Here is a 17,440-nt window from a genome sequence, read left to right on the forward strand (position 1 = left end):
TGGGAGTTTATTCTTCAAGATGAGTCTCTATGTATGCGTTGCGATTGGCACTTGGTCGCGATCGCCCTTTTTGACCGATCGCATTGAATCTACAGTCATGAATGCAACAGACTTTGCTAAGTCTTGGCATAAATAGGTAAGGTAATGACAAATTCAGTTCCCACACCTACTGTAGAATTCACAAAGATCGAACCGTGGTGTTTTTCGACAACAATTTGATGAGCGATCGCCAATCCCAATCCAGTCCCTTTACCAACAGCTTTTGTTGTAAATAAGCTGTCAAAAACTTTGGATTTGACTTGTTCATTCATACCGTTGCCATTATCAGCAATAGCAATATTCACATGGTTATCTTGAACAGAAGTGGTAATTTGAATGCGTTTCGGATGAGCTTTCATCTCCTCAAAAGTGCGTCCATTATTGGACTCTTCTAATGCATCAATAGCATTGGCGAGAATATTCATAAAGACCTGATTTAACTGACCGGGGAAACACTCGACCTGGGGTAATTTATCATACTTGGTTATCACCTCAATAGCTGGACGCGTTTCATTGGCTTTGAGGCGGTGTTTGAGAATAAGTATTGTACTGTCTATGCCTTCGTGGATATTAAAGAGCACTGGATAATCTTTGTCAGCACGGGAGAAAGTACGGAGACTGGTACTGATATTCGTCAGCCGAAGGCACGCCAGACCCATCGAATCAAGTATCTTGGGGAGGTCTTCCAAACTGTAATCCAAGTCGATTTCTGCAGCATGGTCTTTGATTTGCTCGCTCGCATTGGGCAGACTTTGTTGATAGAGTTTTAAATGTGCGACAAGATCGGCAACAGTGAGTTGAGCTTGTTTGAGACTGGCGGCGATAAAACCGAGGGGATTATTCATTTCGTGAGCGACACCAGCGACTAAGTTGCCCAGTGCTGACATTTTTTCACTTTGCACAATTTGTAATTGAGCGTTTTGCAAATCGTTTAATGCTTGTTGTAAATCGAGAGATTTTTGCTGTTCTCGAGCATAGAGTCGGGCGTTTTCTAAAGAGATGGCGACTTGAGCGCAAAGTAAGTTCAGCAGTTCGACGCGAGCGCGTGTAAACGCTCCAATAGCTAACTTGTTTTCCAAGTACAATACGCCCAGCAACTTACCCTGATGCAAAATCGGGCTGCACAAGAGACTTTTGGGCAGCTGTCGCTGAATATAGGGATCGTTGATTAATAGAGGATGCACTGTGGCATCATGAATGACCGCAGGTTGTAAACTGCGTTTGACCTGATGAATTAAGCAAACGGGTACATCTTGAGAGCTTTCTACAGGCTCTGGATTGAGCAACATTGGGGAAAAATTGATGTGAGTACTTCCTTTGTTTTGCAGCGATGTGACTGCAACCGAAAGCTCTGCGAGTGCCTGAATCACCAAACTACCGGACTCCAACAGCATGAACGCACACTTATCGGCTCCGGCATTTTCAATAACGATATGCAGCAATGCAAAGAGAAGTTTTTCGAGTTCGATTTCCCCAGAAAGAGTTTGGGAAGCTTTGAGAATGGTCGCTAAATCTAAAGCACCAGAGACACCACTACTAGTAGAAGTAGCAGAACTGGTTCCGGTGACACTCCCCAATGTGAAAATAGTTTCGTGAGCGGAGAGGGGAGAACGGGTTTGCTGTAATATGGGAGCGAGAAACTGGGGATAGCGTCGTTCCAGGTCGGCGACTTTGGCTTTAGCGCCCCAACGTGCATAGCCATAGTAGGCTTGGGTGATATATGACTGAGCAACGGGCTGTTTGCCCCAATCGAGGTAAAATTGAGCAGCCAGTTCATTGGCCAGCACTTCTTCTTGGATATAGCCGTGTTTTTGAGCCAGCGCAATGGCGAGATCGTAAGATTCTAAAGCTTCTGATTTGTGCCCTAAAACTCGGTGTCGCTCGGCTTCAACTAAATAAAATTTGTGCAGGTAATTTTCCAAAGCACGGTCAGCCGACTTTTTCATCTTTTCCTGATTTTTCGCCACCCGTTGAAGAATGTGTTGCTGTTGTGCTTCGCCAACCTGAGAATAGATTGCCAGGTGGGCTAGAGAATCATAGGTGTAGAACACTGGAACTATGAATAAGCCTGTCACACCACCTATATAATTTTCGGCGGCGAGGGCGGCTTCCACAGCCAAATCGAACTTGCCAAACAGATAACACAGACCCAGTTGGCTGGCGTAGAAATAGTACAGTGCAGTTTGAGCGCCCAAACGCTGGAGGACTGGCACAATTTTCTCTCGATTAAAGACATTTCCAGTAAGGTGCCAAGGTTCGGCACCATTGTCGATTGTATTCAAAATGGCTTGCTGAAAAACGCTCAGAGGACTGATAACACTTTCTTGGTTGAGGTGAGCGAACCGATCTCCGAATGCAGCGCTCTCAAGTGAGAGCACGCTGAGTTCCTTGCCCATAAACCAACAATACATAATGTAAAAGAGTCCGCACGTGGCAGCAGATTCTAAATCTCCTGTTTCCAATCCAACTTGGTAGCCTTCTCGGAGGTACGCTAAAGAGTTCTTAAGCGGCTCTTTCCAATGCCATACACTACAATGAATTGCGACATAGACTCTGGACTTGAGTTCTTTGGCATTAAAATGTTCGAGCAACAAAAGTGCGAGTTGAGCACACTCATAGCCAAAATCAATCTCTCCTAGCATCCCGCAAAGTATCATTCCATAGTAGGCATACCCAATTGCAGAAAATGAGGTATTGCCATATTGAACGGACAAATTGACCTGTTCGAGGACAATAAACGGTAACAGCGTTGGAGTCACAACAAAAGCCGCACCAGAGACAGCCGCAAGAATTCTTACAACTGCTGACTTATTAGGGTCTGTCATCTGAGGCAGAGTTATTAAGTCCAGTGGTTGCCTTCGGGCCAGAAGCGATTGAGTTGCTTCAAACGCCCGTGCAATATCTGATTGACTGGGGTGCTCCGGAAAACTCGTTCCCAAACGCTCTACAATCTTCAGGGCAATGTCCACGGCTTCTGTAAGTTGATGTTGGGCTTGAGCCGCTTGAATTTGAACTTCATAGACTTTAACCGTATCCAACAGATTTCTAGATTTTTCTGCAATGACTGTCGCCAATTGTTTCATCTGTTCAAACTGACCGCTTAGGTAAGCGGTTTCAGTTGCAGTTTCGTAAAGGGCTAAGGTTAACTCATACTGCGTTTGCCACATATCCTCAGCTAACAAGGCAATGCCTGTGGTACAATACTCAAATGCAGCTGTATAAGCTGTTGCGGCTCTGGCTTTTTGTCCGGCTTTAAGATTCAGTTGGGCGAGTTCTATTTGCTCGGATAAATTGACAATGAGGGCTCTGCCGATATTAAGTTGATTGACAATTTCAAACAATTTTTCGTCAAGTTTGGCAGCAGGCGTATAAGCAAGTAAGAGTTGTCCAATTTTTAAGTGAGCGACTTGTTTTTGTGCTTTTGGAATCAGGAAATAAGCTGCTTGCTGGACGCGATCGTGCAAGAATTTGTAACCACACGACTTAGGAGCGAGCAGCCACGACTCCGGAGTATGCCTTATCTGAAGTGAATTCTCAATTGTTAATTCTGATTCCTGATAAAACTTGTAAACCTCATTGATAGGAATGATAAATCCCTCTTGCAATGCTTTCCACAAGTCGGAAGCAGTTTCTATCTGCAATTTTTCCGACACGATCGCCAATGTCTCCAAATCAAACTGATTGCCAATACAGGCTGCCAGTTTTAATATCTCTTGAGTGTTGGGTGGCAATTTCTGAAGCTGTTGTGCCATAAATTCCACCACATCATCGGTGAGCGCAAGCGATCGTACCTGTGCTACATCACATTGCCAGCAACCCACCTCCCAATTAAAGGTTATCAGCCCATCCTCATGCAGCGCTTTGAGAAACTGCGTCGTGAAAAAGGGATTGCCTTTGGCTTTTTGATAAACTAACTCTGTCAAGGGGAGTGCCTGTTGTGTTGCACAACTGAGGGAATCGGCAATCAAATGATTGACATCTGCTTGAGTTAAGGCTGTTAGGGTGAGAGTATTGACGCGGGCAGATGCCTTTTCAATTTCATCAAGAGTTAACATGAGTGGATGCGCCGCAAACACTTCGTTATCGCGGTATGCGCCAATTACGAACAGATAACCCCCTCCCCGATCGCCGTGACCATCACTTGTCGCCATCAACAGCTTAAGCAAATTGAGCGATGCCGAATCCGCCCATTGCAAGTCATCAAGAAAGATCGTCAGCGGATGCTCTGCTGTTGTAAAGACTTGAATGAACTTTTGGAACAGTAGATAGAAACGGTTCTGTGCAGCACTCGCTGATAGTTCGGGGCCTTGGGGCTGTTTGCCGACGATCTGCTCGAGTTCGGGAATCACCTCAAGCAGGAGTTGCCCGTTCTCGCCAACGGCGTCTAATATCTTGTTCTGCCATTGCTGTAGTTGGGTATCGCTTTCACTGAGCAACTGTCGTATCAAATCGCGAAAGGCTTGCACAAAAGCAGATAGAGGAATATTGCGGTTGAACTGGTCGAACTTGCCCTTGATGAAATAGCCGTTCCACCTGACGATTGGTTTATGTACTTCATTGACGACTGCGGTTTTGCCAATGCCAGAGAAACCTGCTACCAGCATCAGTTCGGTGCCACCATTGGCAACATGACCAAATGCCTCTAGTAACGCATTTACTTCCGATTCCCGTCCGTAGAGTTTTTCTCTGATGAGAAAGCGATCGCTCAGATCGCGCTGTCCTAGCTCAAACCAATGATGTTTGCTCGTATTATCTCGCCACTGTTCCAAACACTTGACTAAGTCATGTTTGAGCCCGAGAGCACTCTGATAGCGGTCTTCAGCATTCTTCGCCATCAACTTGCAGACGATCTCTCCCAGCATCAAAGGGATTTGGAGATTGATGTTACAGATAGAGTCAGGATTTTTGGCGATATGGCAATGGACCAACTCCATCGGTTCGCGGGACTCAAAGGGCAGTTGTCCGCTCAGCAATTCAAAGAAAGTCACGCCTAATGAATAGAAGTCGCTGCGGTAGTCAATGCCTCGGTTCATCCGTCCGGTTTGCTCTGGCGAGAGATAAAACAGCGTTCCCTCGAGCCCGTTGATGCAATGAATTTCCTGGGTTTCTCGTGGGAGCAGCGAGGCAATACTGAAGTCAATGAGCTTAACTTCTCCGGTTTGAGGATGAATCAGGATATTGGCTGGCTTAATATCTTTGTGAATGACGCGCTGTTGATGGATCTGGTGTAAAGTGTCTGTGACTTGCAGCGCAATGGGGAAAAACTGCTCCAAACTCAGCGGTCGTCCTTTGCTCAATTCCCGCAAGGAAATGCCACCATAGTCCTCCATCACTAGGGCATAGCCATTTTGATAGGTTTCCAAGCTGTAGGGTTTGATGATGCCTGGAATATCTAGGTTTTTAGCAAGCGTATATTGGTTGCGAAACTGTACGAGTTCGCTGAAGGTAGGGTATTCTCGTTTTAAAAGTTTGATGACAACTGCTTGGCAAAGAGATTCTCTGATAGCCCGATACACTTGAGTCCGCAAACCTGAGTATATTTGCTCTTTGATTTGGTACCCAGTGATTTTTACAGTTCCATCAACTTTTGCGCTCATAACTTTTTACGACAACTACTTAAAGTTAAAATTCCCAGCACATCATCTTGTCTAACAAAAGCCTTGAGCCTATGAAATTGTCAAATTATACAAGTTGTCTGGAAAAGTATATCCTATCTGGCTTTCAGATATTCTTTAAAAATTGTGTACCGAGCATTCATAAATTTCCGCTTGATTACGCTTGATTATTTAATCAAACTTAGGTAGTCGAACTTTGTTAGTCTTTCTCATGCTCAATTTATTAAGCAATTAAAAGGCTGCATTATTCAGTATTATCGTTTTAATTCATGAATCATTTTATATCAGTGTTTCTAGCTCGATCGATTTAGACCTAATCCCTGTTTATAAAAAATCGAGCGAGCCAAATGGATTTCTCTTGAATTTATCGGGAAAGGCAGCCTTGCTGGAGGTAGCTATGAGTCATGGGAATTCTGGCTCCTGTTCTCTGAGAACGATCGTACAGCCCTTTGGGCATAGCAGAAGGCAACGCGAAGCGTGTCCTTTGGACATAGGAGATAGGGAACAAGGGTTTAAGACCCCTACTGAACGAGAGTGAGCGTGGCTACCGTTTAGGAGGGGTCACTTCAAATCATAACTGTCTGATAACCCTACAGGGATTGCCAACAGCGACAACATTGGCAGGTACATCTTTTGTCACGACACTCCCCGCACCAATAGTAGTATTATCACCAATAGTCACGCCGGGACAAATAATGGCATTACCTCCAATCCAAACATTGTTACCAATTCTAATTGGAGATGCCAGTTCTTTACCTGAAAGCCGAATGTCTGGTGCTGTCGGATGATGCGCTGTATAAATCTGAACATAGGGAGCGAATAAAACGTTGTTGCCAATATGAACTGTGTTGCAGTCTAAAATGACACAGCCAAAATTCATATAGACTTCGTTGCCAGCGTAAATATTTTTACCATAATCGCAGTAGAATGGCGGTGTAATTGCTATCCCTTGTCCTATTTCACCAAATAATTCTTGCAGGATTTGCGATCGCTCTTCCTCTTGTTCTTCTGTTGTTGAATTATACATTCTCAAAAGACGAGTTGCTCTTTTTCTCTCATTCAGGAGTTCTTGGTCTGAAGCAAGATATAGCTCGCCTGAAAGCATTTTCTGTTTTTCTGTCTTTGTCATTTGATAATCATTATATTTTAACAACTATAGGAAGCATAAACGATTTATGAATAATTTTAAAGACTTGTGAGAGAATGTCTGAGAAGTTTTTAGTGATGTATCAAATTTTTGCAGATTTCTCTAAATCAGATCGCGTACTATAAGTTAAGAAACTGTTCGCGCAAGCGTAGCGTTAGCCATAGTGCAAATCCCAACCTATTAAAACTAATAACACGTGTCACTAGGAGGGATATAAATAACATCTGATACGGTGAGAGACATCCTTCGAGCAACAAGATCCCCAAGTTCTAAAAAAATCAGAAATCTGAGTCTTTTAAGTCTTCTAATTTATTAGAATAAATTTATCTATAGTTTGTAAAAGGAAAGAGTATGACTTTTCGGATTTTGAGCTTAGATGGAGGGGGAATTCGAGGAATTGTAGCAGCAACAATACTAGCAGCTATTGAGAAACAAATTTCTCAACCTTTGAATACTTACTTTAACTTAATTGCTGGAACTTCCACAGGCTCAATTTTAGCAGCAGCGATTGCCAAAGGAAGGAAAAGTGAAGAAATTATTGATATGTATAAGTATAAAAGCCCAAAAATTTTTCCTTATCGAAGCTTATTTTCAATAAAAAGAATTCCCTTAATACTTAAGTATGGTTTATCTGCACCTAAATTTTCCAATGAAGGATTGATAGCAGTTTTGAAAGAAGTTTTTGGAGAGACAAAACTATTTGAAATTGACTCGCCATTGTTATTGATTGTATCCTACGACACTATTGAAAGAGAACCAATTATTTTCAAAAGTTGGCGGCAAGACAAAGGTTATGGAAACCCTCCCTTATGGGAAGTTTGCACGTGTTCTGCATCAGCACCTACCTATTTTCCAGCATATAAGCTTGACAAAAGTATACATGGCAAAGTTCAACAAGGAGATTTACAAAGTCTTGTTTTAGATGAGAACATATCTTCAACAGAAGGCTTATACAACAAGCAAGTTGTAAGAATTACCCATGGTACAGGAGAAGGTCAATCTCGTATTATAGAAAGATATAGAGGAGTGACAAAGCAAGCCTTTTTAGATGCACCTTGGAGTGTAATACCTGACAATACCTCTACCTATTCAATTAAAACTATATACTCTGCTATTGATGGTGGTGTAGCAGCAAATAATCCATCGAGTTGTGCTGTTGCTGAGGCTCTAAGGTTAGGTTATTCACTAGATGAAATTACTGTTCTTTCTATAGGGACAGGTGACGCTACACGAATCATTCCATATGAATCCGCTCACCAGTGGGGTCTGATACAATGGGCTCAACCGCTTGTTAATGTTTTGTTTGATGCAACCTCAGACGTTTATGAATATATTACCTATCAAGTTATTCAAAATCGTTTTTTACGGTTGCAGTTCAAACTAGATAGACATTTAACAGGTAAGCGGTTGAGCGACGATCTTGATGATGTGAGTGAAGAGAATATCAGTAATTTAATTGAAGCGACAGAGACTTATATGCAACAGAATGACGTACAAGAAGGATTAAAAGCGTTTTTACAGCTTAATCATTAGCGACTAATAACTGCGGGAAATTAAACACAGCATATTGAGCTTTTCCTTGGGCTTTTGCACGGTACATAGCGATATCGGCGTCTCTTAGCAAACTAGAAGGTTCTTTATACGCACAGCAATTTATAGCAATACCTATACTTACTCCTATATAAAGTTGTTGTGCGTTGATAGCAACTGGTAGTTTTAAAGAATTTTGTATGCGATGAGCAACGTTAATGGCATCAGCAATCTCTTTAATATCCTCTACAAGGACAACAAACTCATCTCCACCAAATCGTCCTACAGTGTCGCCACTACGCAAACAGGACTCCAAGCGTCGGGCTGTTTCTATCAATAGGCGATCGCCAGTCAAATGCCCGTAGTTATCATTTACGGCTTTGAAGCCATCTAAATCTAAAAATAACACGGCAAATTGATAACCGTTAATTCTCTGACTGCGTTCAAATGCCTGCCCCAGTCGTTCGAGAAACAAAGCTCGATTTGGCAATCCCGTGAGTGTATCATAAAAAGCATTGCGAATGAGGTCTGCTTCTACCTGTTTGCGTTGAGTAATATCTTGAAAAACTAAAACAGAACCTTTGATATGACCGTTATCATCGCGAATAGGTGTGATACTACCTTCGATATGTATTTCTCTACTGTCTTTAGCGTAGAGGATACAGTTTTTTGGTAAGTTAAGAGATACACCTTCTTGTAAAACTTGTATTGTTAAATTCTCTATTCCTTCCCTTATCTCTTTGTCAGCCGCTCTTAAGATATTTGCTAATTTCTTGTTCATTGCTTCATGTTGAGCGCAAGCAGTCAGCACTTCTGCGAGTGGATTCATCATTTGGATATGACCGTAATTATCTGTGATAATCACAGCACAACCCATGCTTCTTAAAATAGCTGTAAACTTTTGCTGTTCTGCTTTTAGCGTTCTTTCAGCATAATGCTTGCGAAGCGCTATTTCGATCGCAATATGAAGTTCTCTTTCAGCAAGTTTTTTAACAATAGAGTTCCAAGGTTTGTTGCGGCGATTTTTCTGGACTTTGATTCTTTCTGAGTACTTTGTTAAATGCAGTACAGGTACTTGAAAAGTGTTGGTAATAGTATCGGCAAAATGGACTCCATCAGTTGTTTCAGCCCAGCGAGTACCAATTAATACCAAGTTTGGATGAGTCTCTGCTATTGTTTTGATTGCTTCTTCTCCTGAGTTCGTAATTTCTGAAACCGTGTATCCCAATTCTTGTAATTTTTTTCTGAGATCCAATGCAAAAATTTCCTCATCCTCAATAACTAAAATTTTAGGACTGAACATGCTAAGATAATCCGTTGGCTAAGATTCAAATTTTATGGACTGCGGTTCACTCAATGTCCGATTGAGAGATCATACCATCATAAATCGTCGCGATCGCTGTAGACTATACTTTACCGAATACTTAATGTCTGAGTACTTATTTTTGAGAATTTATAAACTTGTCCGGTTTAAATAACTGCCTTGAATGTACTTAAGAGCGCATGTGAATATCATTAATGGCTCGAACATACAATCAGTGAAATAAATGTTATTGGCTAACTATTTACAGGTATAAAAGGCATCTTATTAAGAAATATATTGAAAAGTAGTTAATAGAAATGAAGTCTTCGGATTTTATCCTTCATCTTTTTTTTGTGAGATCGATACTAATTTTGCCACCAAAGTCGGGGATGGGCGCAGCAGGTTTACTTAAAATGACTTGAACTTGCGTCACGCGATCGCTCGATGCCAAAATAGAATCAGCAATAGACGCCGTTAATCGTTCCACCAAAGCAAACTTTGATGTCTTCACTGTATTTTGCACTAAGCTGATAATACTGCGGTAATCTATAGTATCTTCTATAGCATCGGTTTGACCCGCTTTTGCGAGATCTAACCATAACCTCACGTCCACCTCAAACCATTGTCCCAGAACTTGTTCTTCAGCTAAGTAACCCGTGTAGCCGTAACTCCGAATTCCTGTTAGATGAATGCAGTCCATATAGGTAATGTACCCTCAATAGCAAACATGAGATTATCATCTCATACTGACAGTCTTGCACTCGTAACTCCTAACCCCTAATGACAATAGATTTTAGAAACATAAATTCTGTATGGGCATCGATTTTTGCTGAGACATTGAAGCGATTGGGATTAGCCTGTGTTGTCATTTGTCCGGGTTCGCGTTCCACACCCCTAGCAATTGCTTTTGCCCGACAATCACCCAGCCTTGAAGTCATTTCTATTTTAGATGAACGTTCTGCTGCCTTTTTTGCCTTAGGACGCGCCAAAGCCACAGGAAGACCCGCAGCCATTGTTTGTACCTCTGGAACAGCAGGAGCTAATTTTTATCCTGCTGTCATTGAAGCAAAAGAAAGCTGCGTACCACTGTTATTGCTGACTGCTGACCGACCACCAGAGTTAAGAAATTGCCATTCAGGGCAAACTGTAGATCAGTTAAAATTATACGGCACTTACCCCAACTGGCAAGCAGAACTCGCCATTCCTTCTCCAGATATGGCAATGCTAGCCTACTTGCGGCAAACAATTATTCATGCATGGGAAAAAACTCTTCATCCCGTACCCGGAGCAGTTCACCTGAATGTACCCTTGCGCGATCCTCTTGCTCCCCTTCAGGAAGTAGAACCATTACACGCAGCATCACTACAATTTTTACAGTCTCAATTTCAATCAGAACGCTTTTTTACTCACGTACCAATTCAGCGGCTCACTTCAGACACCACTCACCACCCGTACTCCTTTCTTCTTAATGAATGGCTAAACTCCAGTCAAGGAATTATTATTGCTGGTGTTGCTCAACCGCAAAAACCACGAGAGTATTGCCATGCGATCGCCCACCTTTCTCAAACCTTAAAATTTCCCGTTTTAGCAGAAGGGCTATCTCCAGTCAGAAACCACGCCGATTTCAACCCCAACATTATTTCTACCTATGACCTTATTTTGCGCGATCGCTCTTTAGCAAAACAGCTAGCACCTGAGGTTGTCATTCAAATCGGCGAAATGCCCACTAGTAAGGAACTACGCAATTGGTTAACTGACACCCTCGGGCAAAAATGGGTTGTCGATCCAAGCGATCGCAATCTCGACCCCTTGCACGGTAGAACAACTCACCTGCGAGTCAGTATTGAGGAATTAGGGAGATGGAGCGCTCCGAGTGGGAGAGAGTGGAAAAAACTGGAAAATTCCCCGTACCTTGAATTGTGGTTGACAGCAGAAGCAAAAGTTAGGGCAAATGTTAACCAAACTTTAGCCCCAATGGAAGAGTTATTTGAGGGAAAAACAGCCTGGTTGCTTTCTCAAACATTACCATCAAAGACACCCATATTTATTGCTAACAGTATGCCAGTGCGGGATGTTGAATTTTTTTGGCAACCCAATTCTCTGGGCTTGCAACCCTTCTTCAATCGAGGTGCAAATGGTATTGATGGTACATTATCTACTGCTTTAGGAATTGCCCACCGCCATCAAAGTAGTGTCATGTTAACAGGAGATTTAGCCCTACTACACGATACCAATGGATTTTTAATAAGAAATAAGTTTGTCGGACATTTAACAATTGTGTTAATTAACAACAATGGAGGTGGTATTTTTGAAATGTTACCTGTAGCCCAATTTGAACCCCCCTTTGAAGAATTTTTTGCCACGCCTCAAGATATTGATTTTGCTCAATTGTGTGCTACTTACAGTATTGAACACGAATTGATAAGTTCGTGGAAGCAATTACAAGACAAACTAAACCCTTTACCGACTCAGGGAATTCGGGTTTTAGAATTGCGGACAAATCGTAAAGCAGACGCTAAGTGGCGCAAAGAAAATTTGGGTAAATTTATAGTATTTGAAGCTTAGATCGAGCACCAAGAAAATACCCTCATACCATCTTCGGTAAAATAATAAGCAATCGTCCAAAGATGATATGTTAATTTGAGTTTTTCTAACCCCTTTTAGCCCTGTGAGTCGATAGCTGACGTACTTGCAACGGCTCGCTCTGCTCAAGATAATTGAAGTCCTCTCGCCCACCAATAAACGTCCGGGAAAAGGAAGGAATATATACGAACAAAAGCGCCAAGAAGTGTTGGGAAGCCAGACTCATTTTAATCAGTTAAGCGGAGACCATTTAGAAAATTTACTTTGTATTTACAAAGATGTGTTAGCTAATTCTTCAGCCGAAGTAGGTAGAACTTGCATGATTCCAGACACAGACTTTTCTGACAGCAGGACAAAGGGTTGCTCTTCCAAATACAACGAAACCCATAGCAATTCTATTTGATTTGTAAAACACGCCCTAGGGTGGGCATTGCTAGCCAAGACGACTCTAAAATTTTAATTCAGGTGGCAATTCCTCATCTCTTTTCTCTGCGCTCTCAGCGCCTCTGCGGTTCAAAAGTAAATTCTTTAACCGTCAAGACGCAGAGTATGCAGAGGGAAGAGGAGACAGAGCTATGAATTTCCTAAAGTTTTTATTTCTGACGATCCCCCCTAACCCCCATAAAAAACGGGGGAATTGGAATCAACTTCCCCTGTTTTCAGGATGTTTCATATCTTTTCTAGAGATTTGTGTACTGCATTCAGTCAGCGCAAGCGGACTTCATTTGTATAGCCGTGAATTCCATTCGCCAGGTATTTTTAGATTTCATCTACATCTATATTGAGGTTAACTATTTATTGATTCCACATCCTTCTCCTGTGTTCTTTTAGCTACAACATCTTGAAGTACTTTTAAATGTTGTGCGCTAATCAGACATTTCTCTTCAGGAGTAGATAGCTGCTGGTTAGTCAAAGTTTCTATTTCTATCTCTATAATCGATAATGCTTTTCCTTGGCTCATTGCCGTTTTCAACACATCGAACCTTGTAGGTTCATCAAGGCGGAACAATAATTGGGTGAGCAAACGATGAATTATAACTTCATTACTAAAATCAAACATAGTATCCGCTCCATCTTCTGGAGAAAGTAGTTCTTCACCGACATCAAATAAAGCTTCTATAACTAGAGAAATGCAGTGATTGGGGATGACTTTCTCAGCATAATCTTCAAGTTTTTCTAGAAAGGCTCTAACTTGAGTAGTTCCATCCTGACGTTTTTGATGGGAAAGTTCTATTAGTTTTTGCCCAAAGGCTTTTGCATTGCAAGCCGATGAAAGAATAGCTTCGATCTGAGTGTGAGATAACTCGGATGTCGATAAATTTAAACAAAAGTATATAGGAAAATTTTCCGGGCAGCAAATACGCCGTTTTTCCTGCCATTCTAACTTTTGTTGTTCGCTATAAACGCTATAATCTCCCCAAATGACTTCTAACTTGGGGAAAAGAAACATCAGTAAATTTTTAACTGGCTGCTTATCTTCTTCTGGTAATTGGGCAAGCCAAAAATTATAAAAATTTGTTAAGTTTTCTAACGCAAGATCGCTCTTGATAAAAGCATCTCTGTTTTTTAAAATAATTTCGTAAGCTAACGGACAAAAAACTCGCAGTGATTCTAAGGCTATAAAGTCAACTGGGTTAACTTCACCTTCTACTACAGGAAAACTCACTGTTAGGGTATCAGTTAGACGAACAATATCACGAAGATTTGTAATGAAGTAATCTATCCCTTGAAAGTAAATCTGACTCCATCGAGTTGGCTCAAACAGGGGTTTTGCCGTATCACCAATAATATTATTAAGTTTTTCAAAAAGTAATTTGCGGAGTGAAGTTTTATCCGGGCTGGGTATCTCAAAAGCCATTTGAATAATTCTATCGAGATATTCTTCGCCTGATGGTCCTCGCTCATCTGCAAGCGATTTGATAATACTTTTTTTATCGCAAACTAGGAGATAGACAACATTTGTAAAATTGGGAATGGCTTTTAAAAGACGAAATAATTGTTGAATATCTTCTGCACAAAGGCGATCGATATCATCAATTGTGATGACAATTCGCCGATGCTGCTGCGTGAGGGTATCTTCAACGTCTTCTTTTAACTCAGGAGCTTCCTTTTGCTTATCGTCAACTAAGCTTGCAACTGCTTTACCTGCTTGAGCGTAAGGTAGTGGAATTTCCGCAATTGCTTTGGCTACATCAGCAATTCTTTCTCTTAAACCTTTAGGTACAGCGGTCACTGCGCTTAACACGTCTTGTAATTGGTCAAAAAACCGTCTTGTAATATCTTGGTGTCCGGAAAACAACCAGGGATTAAAGGGAACAATAATTGGTTGCTCGTCTTCTGGCTTTTGTTTGAGATAATGAACGACAAAGTTCAACAGTGTGGACTTACCTGAATTCCATGAACCGTAGACTGCGATCGCAAACCCTTCTGGAAAATCCATTTTGCAAATACTATCTGCCAAATGCTTGGCAAAGCTTGCATATCCAAGCCGATCTTCCTCTGGCTTAATCAAAGGAGTATCTTGCGATAAGTCATTAACCTCAGTCTGCGCCATACCAAATCAACTTTTTATACAAATCGTGTCACAGAAAGTGAGTTGGGTAATGCCACCTGCGATAGAATTTCCACACTGCTAAAGTTGTACTCTACCTTATGGCTCTAAACTGGCAAACAGCAAAAACTTACGAAGACGTTCTTTATTACAAAGCTGAGGGCATTGCAAAAATCGCCATTAACCGCCCTCAAAAACGCAATGCCTTTCGTCCAAAAACCATATCTGAACTGTGCGATGCTTTCTGCGATGCACGAGAAGATACTACAATTGGTGTTGTATTGTTTACTGGCGCAGGTCCACATACGGATGGCAGATACGCTTTTTGTTCTGGAGGTGACCAAAGTGTCCGGGGACATGGAGGTTACTTAGATGATGCTGGTATCCCCCGTTTAAACGTGCTGGACTTGCAACGCCTGATTCGTTCCATGCCAAAAGTGGTTATTGCCCTTGTTGCTGGTTATGCAATTGGTGGCGGACACGTCTTACACTTAATTTGCGATCTCACCATTGCTGCTGAAAATGCTATTTTTGGGCAAAGTGGTCCTAAAGTGGGCAGTTTCGACGGTGGTTTTGGTGCTAGCTATCTCGCTCGTGTTGTTGGACAAAAAAAAGCCCGAGAAATTTGGTTTCTCTGTCGGCAGTACAATGCCCAGCAAGCCTTAGATATGGGTTTAGTGAATACTGTTGTTCCAATAGAACAATTGGAAGCTGAAGGTGTTCAATGGGCGCAAGAGATTTTAGAAAAAAGCCCAACAGCAATTCGCTGTCTGAAAGCAGCATTTAACGCTGACTGCGACGGACAAGCTGGTTTGCAAGAACTTGCTGGCAATGCTACCTTACTTTATTACATGACAGAAGAAGGTAAAGAAGGTAAACAAGCTTTTTTAGAAAAACGGCCACCTAATTTTCGAGACTTTCCTTGGCTACCTTAATCTCAATAAACGATAAAGTATAAAGGATAAATTTTTCATCCTTTATACTTTATCGTTTATACTTTTAACGCTTCCCGTGCATATGTTTTCACTGGTTCGGGAGAGCTAGGAATGGTTTCTTCCACAGGAGGGATCGCTCCTTGATTTAAACCTGAAGCTAACACTATTTTTGCATCTGGCAAACTCCAAACATCTTTCAAATTTTCCCAAGAAGGTGCAAATGGTGGGAGTGCTAAAGAACAAGCTTTCCAATCCCCTCGAACTGGTGCCCCCAGCTGTTGGCATACACCGCCGCGACGCCCCTCTGGCTGGTAATGACGACAATATCGACACGCAGAAGTCAAGAATTTAATGTTTTTCATAAAACCTTGTGGGAAATATTGTATTGATAAGTTGGAGAAAATCAGAGGGCTTACTACTTTTCAAGTGAAAATTACTCTCCACCTAAGGAGAGAGTCGGGGAATTTATTTACCCTTTCAGAGCTTTTTTCACCTTTTTATTGTGGTCTATCTGCCTGGGAGGGTAAAAGCTGAAACCAGTGAATATATCTAGGTTTCAGCGATCCCAATGAAAAAGTTAATTTTATGATCTTTTTATCTTTGTGTTATATTTTTCAATTTTCGTGTTAACAAAGTGATACATTAGTTGCATTAAGTAAAGCATAGAGAATTCAGTCAAAAAATCATAGGGATCAAAGCTAATATTTACTTTAACGATTCCATTCGCTTTTTAACTTCAGTCTTAAGAAGCACTTATTACGTACTCTAATGTTTATCTCTTGGCATATTGAGTTGAAATTAACAGTTTCTAACTATATTTACTAAAGTCGTAGCTCGTTACCCGTCTTTGGGAAGAAGATTTTTTCTCAAAAACATTTAACGGGCAGTCTTTAAATAAATTTTTTCACGGTAATTTTACGGTTGAAAAAAGTAAGATATGTAGTTTTCCCAGGAAATCTAAGTATTTGCGTCAAAGGTTGACACAAATCAAGGGGAGCAGTGCTCCCCCATTTGACTACCGATCGCCAACCCTTATTGTTAGAATTGCTTAGCAGCACAAATAGAACAAACTTGCCAGCGCTGAAGTTCGCCAAGGGGGGTGGGACACTGACACGCAGGACAAAGGGGTAAGCCGTGCGATCGCTCTTGTACCTTCTTAGCCCAGTGCTCGAAGGTAGCATTTGCATCGAAAGGACGAGAAGTTAACTTGGAACAAGAGTCTGCGCCATCCACATAACTCGGGTGTTCCCGTAGTGAAATAATTTGCTCTTTGGCTGACTTATCTTGAGGGCGTTGCCATCCTGCTGTGGAAAAATGAATATCAATCAGAGAAACAGACAGCCGCTCGTTCAACTTTAAAAGCAAGCGCTTGCGCTCAAAAGTTAAGTTTTGCGACCAAGCAGCACTAGAAGTTGCCACTCGCAACACACCACGTTGAACGGACACTGGTTGAGTGTGAGCGGCTACAGTGGCTCCTACGATTTCAGACCAACACTTGAGTAATTGCTGAAATGGTTGTTCTTGCCACTTAGATTGTGTTTCCAGAACACTTAAAATATTATTAATTGATTTCAACGACATCCTGCCAACCTTGGCAAAAATAGGATTCTTATATATATAAGATAATTTTCGCTAAGATTGGCACAATTGTATTTTTCAATTTGTCACCCATTAATACAGTGATCCGCAACCAAAATTTGGATAATCGGTCACTAACTATTGTGATTACGGAAGTCT

General features: G+C 41.6%; 11 protein-coding genes. 4 read left to right on the forward strand and 7 right to left on the reverse strand.

Going from position 1 to position 17,440, the window contains the following annotated elements:
• Positions 1 to 116: 116 nt before the first annotated feature.
• Together AB0756_RS29740 and AB0756_RS29745 are read right to left on the reverse strand one after the other, a co-directional pair.
• Positions 117 to 5,636 carry a trifunctional serine/threonine-protein kinase/ATP-binding protein/sensor histidine kinase gene (locus tag AB0756_RS29740; RefSeq protein ID WP_038076035.1) on the reverse strand — a complete coding sequence of 1,840 codons (5,520 nt, stop codon included), beginning with the start codon at positions 5,634 to 5,636 and terminating at the stop codon, positions 117 to 119.
• Between the two features lie 589 nt (positions 5,637 to 6,225).
• Positions 6,226 to 6,783, reverse strand: coding sequence for a sugar O-acetyltransferase (locus tag AB0756_RS29745; protein ID WP_038076032.1), 558 nt, complete (start codon positions 6,781 to 6,783; stop codon positions 6,226 to 6,228).
• A 369-nt stretch (positions 6,784 to 7,152) separates the two neighbouring features.
• Between AB0756_RS29745 and AB0756_RS29750 the strand changes: the two genes are divergently transcribed.
• Positions 7,153 to 8,334, forward strand: coding sequence for a patatin-like phospholipase family protein (locus AB0756_RS29750; RefSeq protein ID WP_038076029.1), 1,182 nt, complete (start codon positions 7,153 to 7,155; stop codon positions 8,332 to 8,334).
• On the opposite strand, the gene AB0756_RS29755 is transcribed toward AB0756_RS29750, so the two are convergent.
• Both AB0756_RS29755 and folB read right to left on the reverse strand, forming a co-directional pair.
• Positions 8,324 to 9,634, reverse strand: a complete 1,311-nt coding sequence (locus tag AB0756_RS29755; RefSeq protein ID WP_038076026.1) for a diguanylate cyclase domain-containing protein — start codon at positions 9,632 to 9,634, stop codon at positions 8,324 to 8,326. The genes AB0756_RS29750 and AB0756_RS29755 overlap by 11 nt on opposite strands.
• Positions 9,635 to 9,974: 340 nt before the next feature.
• Positions 9,975 to 10,334, reverse strand: a complete 360-nt coding sequence (gene folB, locus AB0756_RS29760) for a dihydroneopterin aldolase (RefSeq protein ID WP_038076023.1) — start codon at positions 10,332 to 10,334, stop codon at positions 9,975 to 9,977.
• An 80-nt stretch (positions 10,335 to 10,414) separates the two neighbouring features.
• On the opposite strand from folB, the gene menD reads away from it, so the two are divergent.
• Both menD and AB0756_RS29770 read left to right on the forward strand, forming a co-directional pair.
• Positions 10,415 to 12,199 (forward strand): 2-succinyl-5-enolpyruvyl-6-hydroxy-3-cyclohexene-1-carboxylic-acid synthase, encoded by a 1,785-nt coding sequence (menD, locus tag AB0756_RS29765; protein ID WP_050046751.1) that lies wholly within the window; start codon positions 10,415 to 10,417, stop codon positions 12,197 to 12,199.
• A gap of 124 nt (positions 12,200 to 12,323) precedes the next feature.
• On the forward strand, positions 12,324 to 12,620 hold the full coding sequence (locus AB0756_RS29770; RefSeq protein ID WP_038076020.1) for a DUF4058 family protein: 297 nt from the start codon (positions 12,324 to 12,326) through the stop codon (positions 12,618 to 12,620).
• A 384-nt stretch (positions 12,621 to 13,004) separates the two neighbouring features.
• Here AB0756_RS29770 and AB0756_RS29775 read toward each other — a convergent pair whose 3' ends face one another.
• The gene (locus tag AB0756_RS29775) at positions 13,005 to 14,771 is read right to left on the reverse strand and encodes a KAP family NTPase (RefSeq protein WP_050046752.1); all 1,767 of its coding nucleotides are present in this window, start codon (positions 14,769 to 14,771) and stop codon (positions 13,005 to 13,007) included.
• Between the two features lie 98 nt (positions 14,772 to 14,869).
• Here AB0756_RS29775 and menB point away from each other — a divergent pair, with 98 nt between their 5' ends.
• Complete coding sequence (gene menB, locus AB0756_RS29780; RefSeq protein ID WP_038076017.1) at positions 14,870 to 15,703, forward strand: 1,4-dihydroxy-2-naphthoyl-CoA synthase; 834 nt, start codon at positions 14,870 to 14,872, stop codon at positions 15,701 to 15,703.
• 56 nt (positions 15,704 to 15,759) lie between these two features.
• Here menB and AB0756_RS29785 read toward each other — a convergent pair whose 3' ends face one another.
• Both AB0756_RS29785 and AB0756_RS29790 read right to left on the reverse strand, forming a co-directional pair.
• A complete protein-coding gene (locus AB0756_RS29785; RefSeq protein ID WP_038076014.1) occupies positions 15,760 to 16,065 on the reverse strand; it encodes a hypothetical protein in 306 nt (101 codons plus the stop codon).
• Between the two features lie 676 nt (positions 16,066 to 16,741).
• A complete protein-coding gene (locus tag AB0756_RS29790; protein ID WP_038076012.1) occupies positions 16,742 to 17,284 on the reverse strand; it encodes a DUF721 domain-containing protein in 543 nt (180 codons plus the stop codon).
• Positions 17,285 to 17,440: the final 156 nt, after the last annotated feature.

The organism is Tolypothrix campylonemoides VB511288_2 (assembly GCF_045999855.1).
GTDB lineage: Bacteria > Cyanobacteriota > Cyanobacteriia > Cyanobacteriales > Nostocaceae > Scytonema > Scytonema bouteillei_A.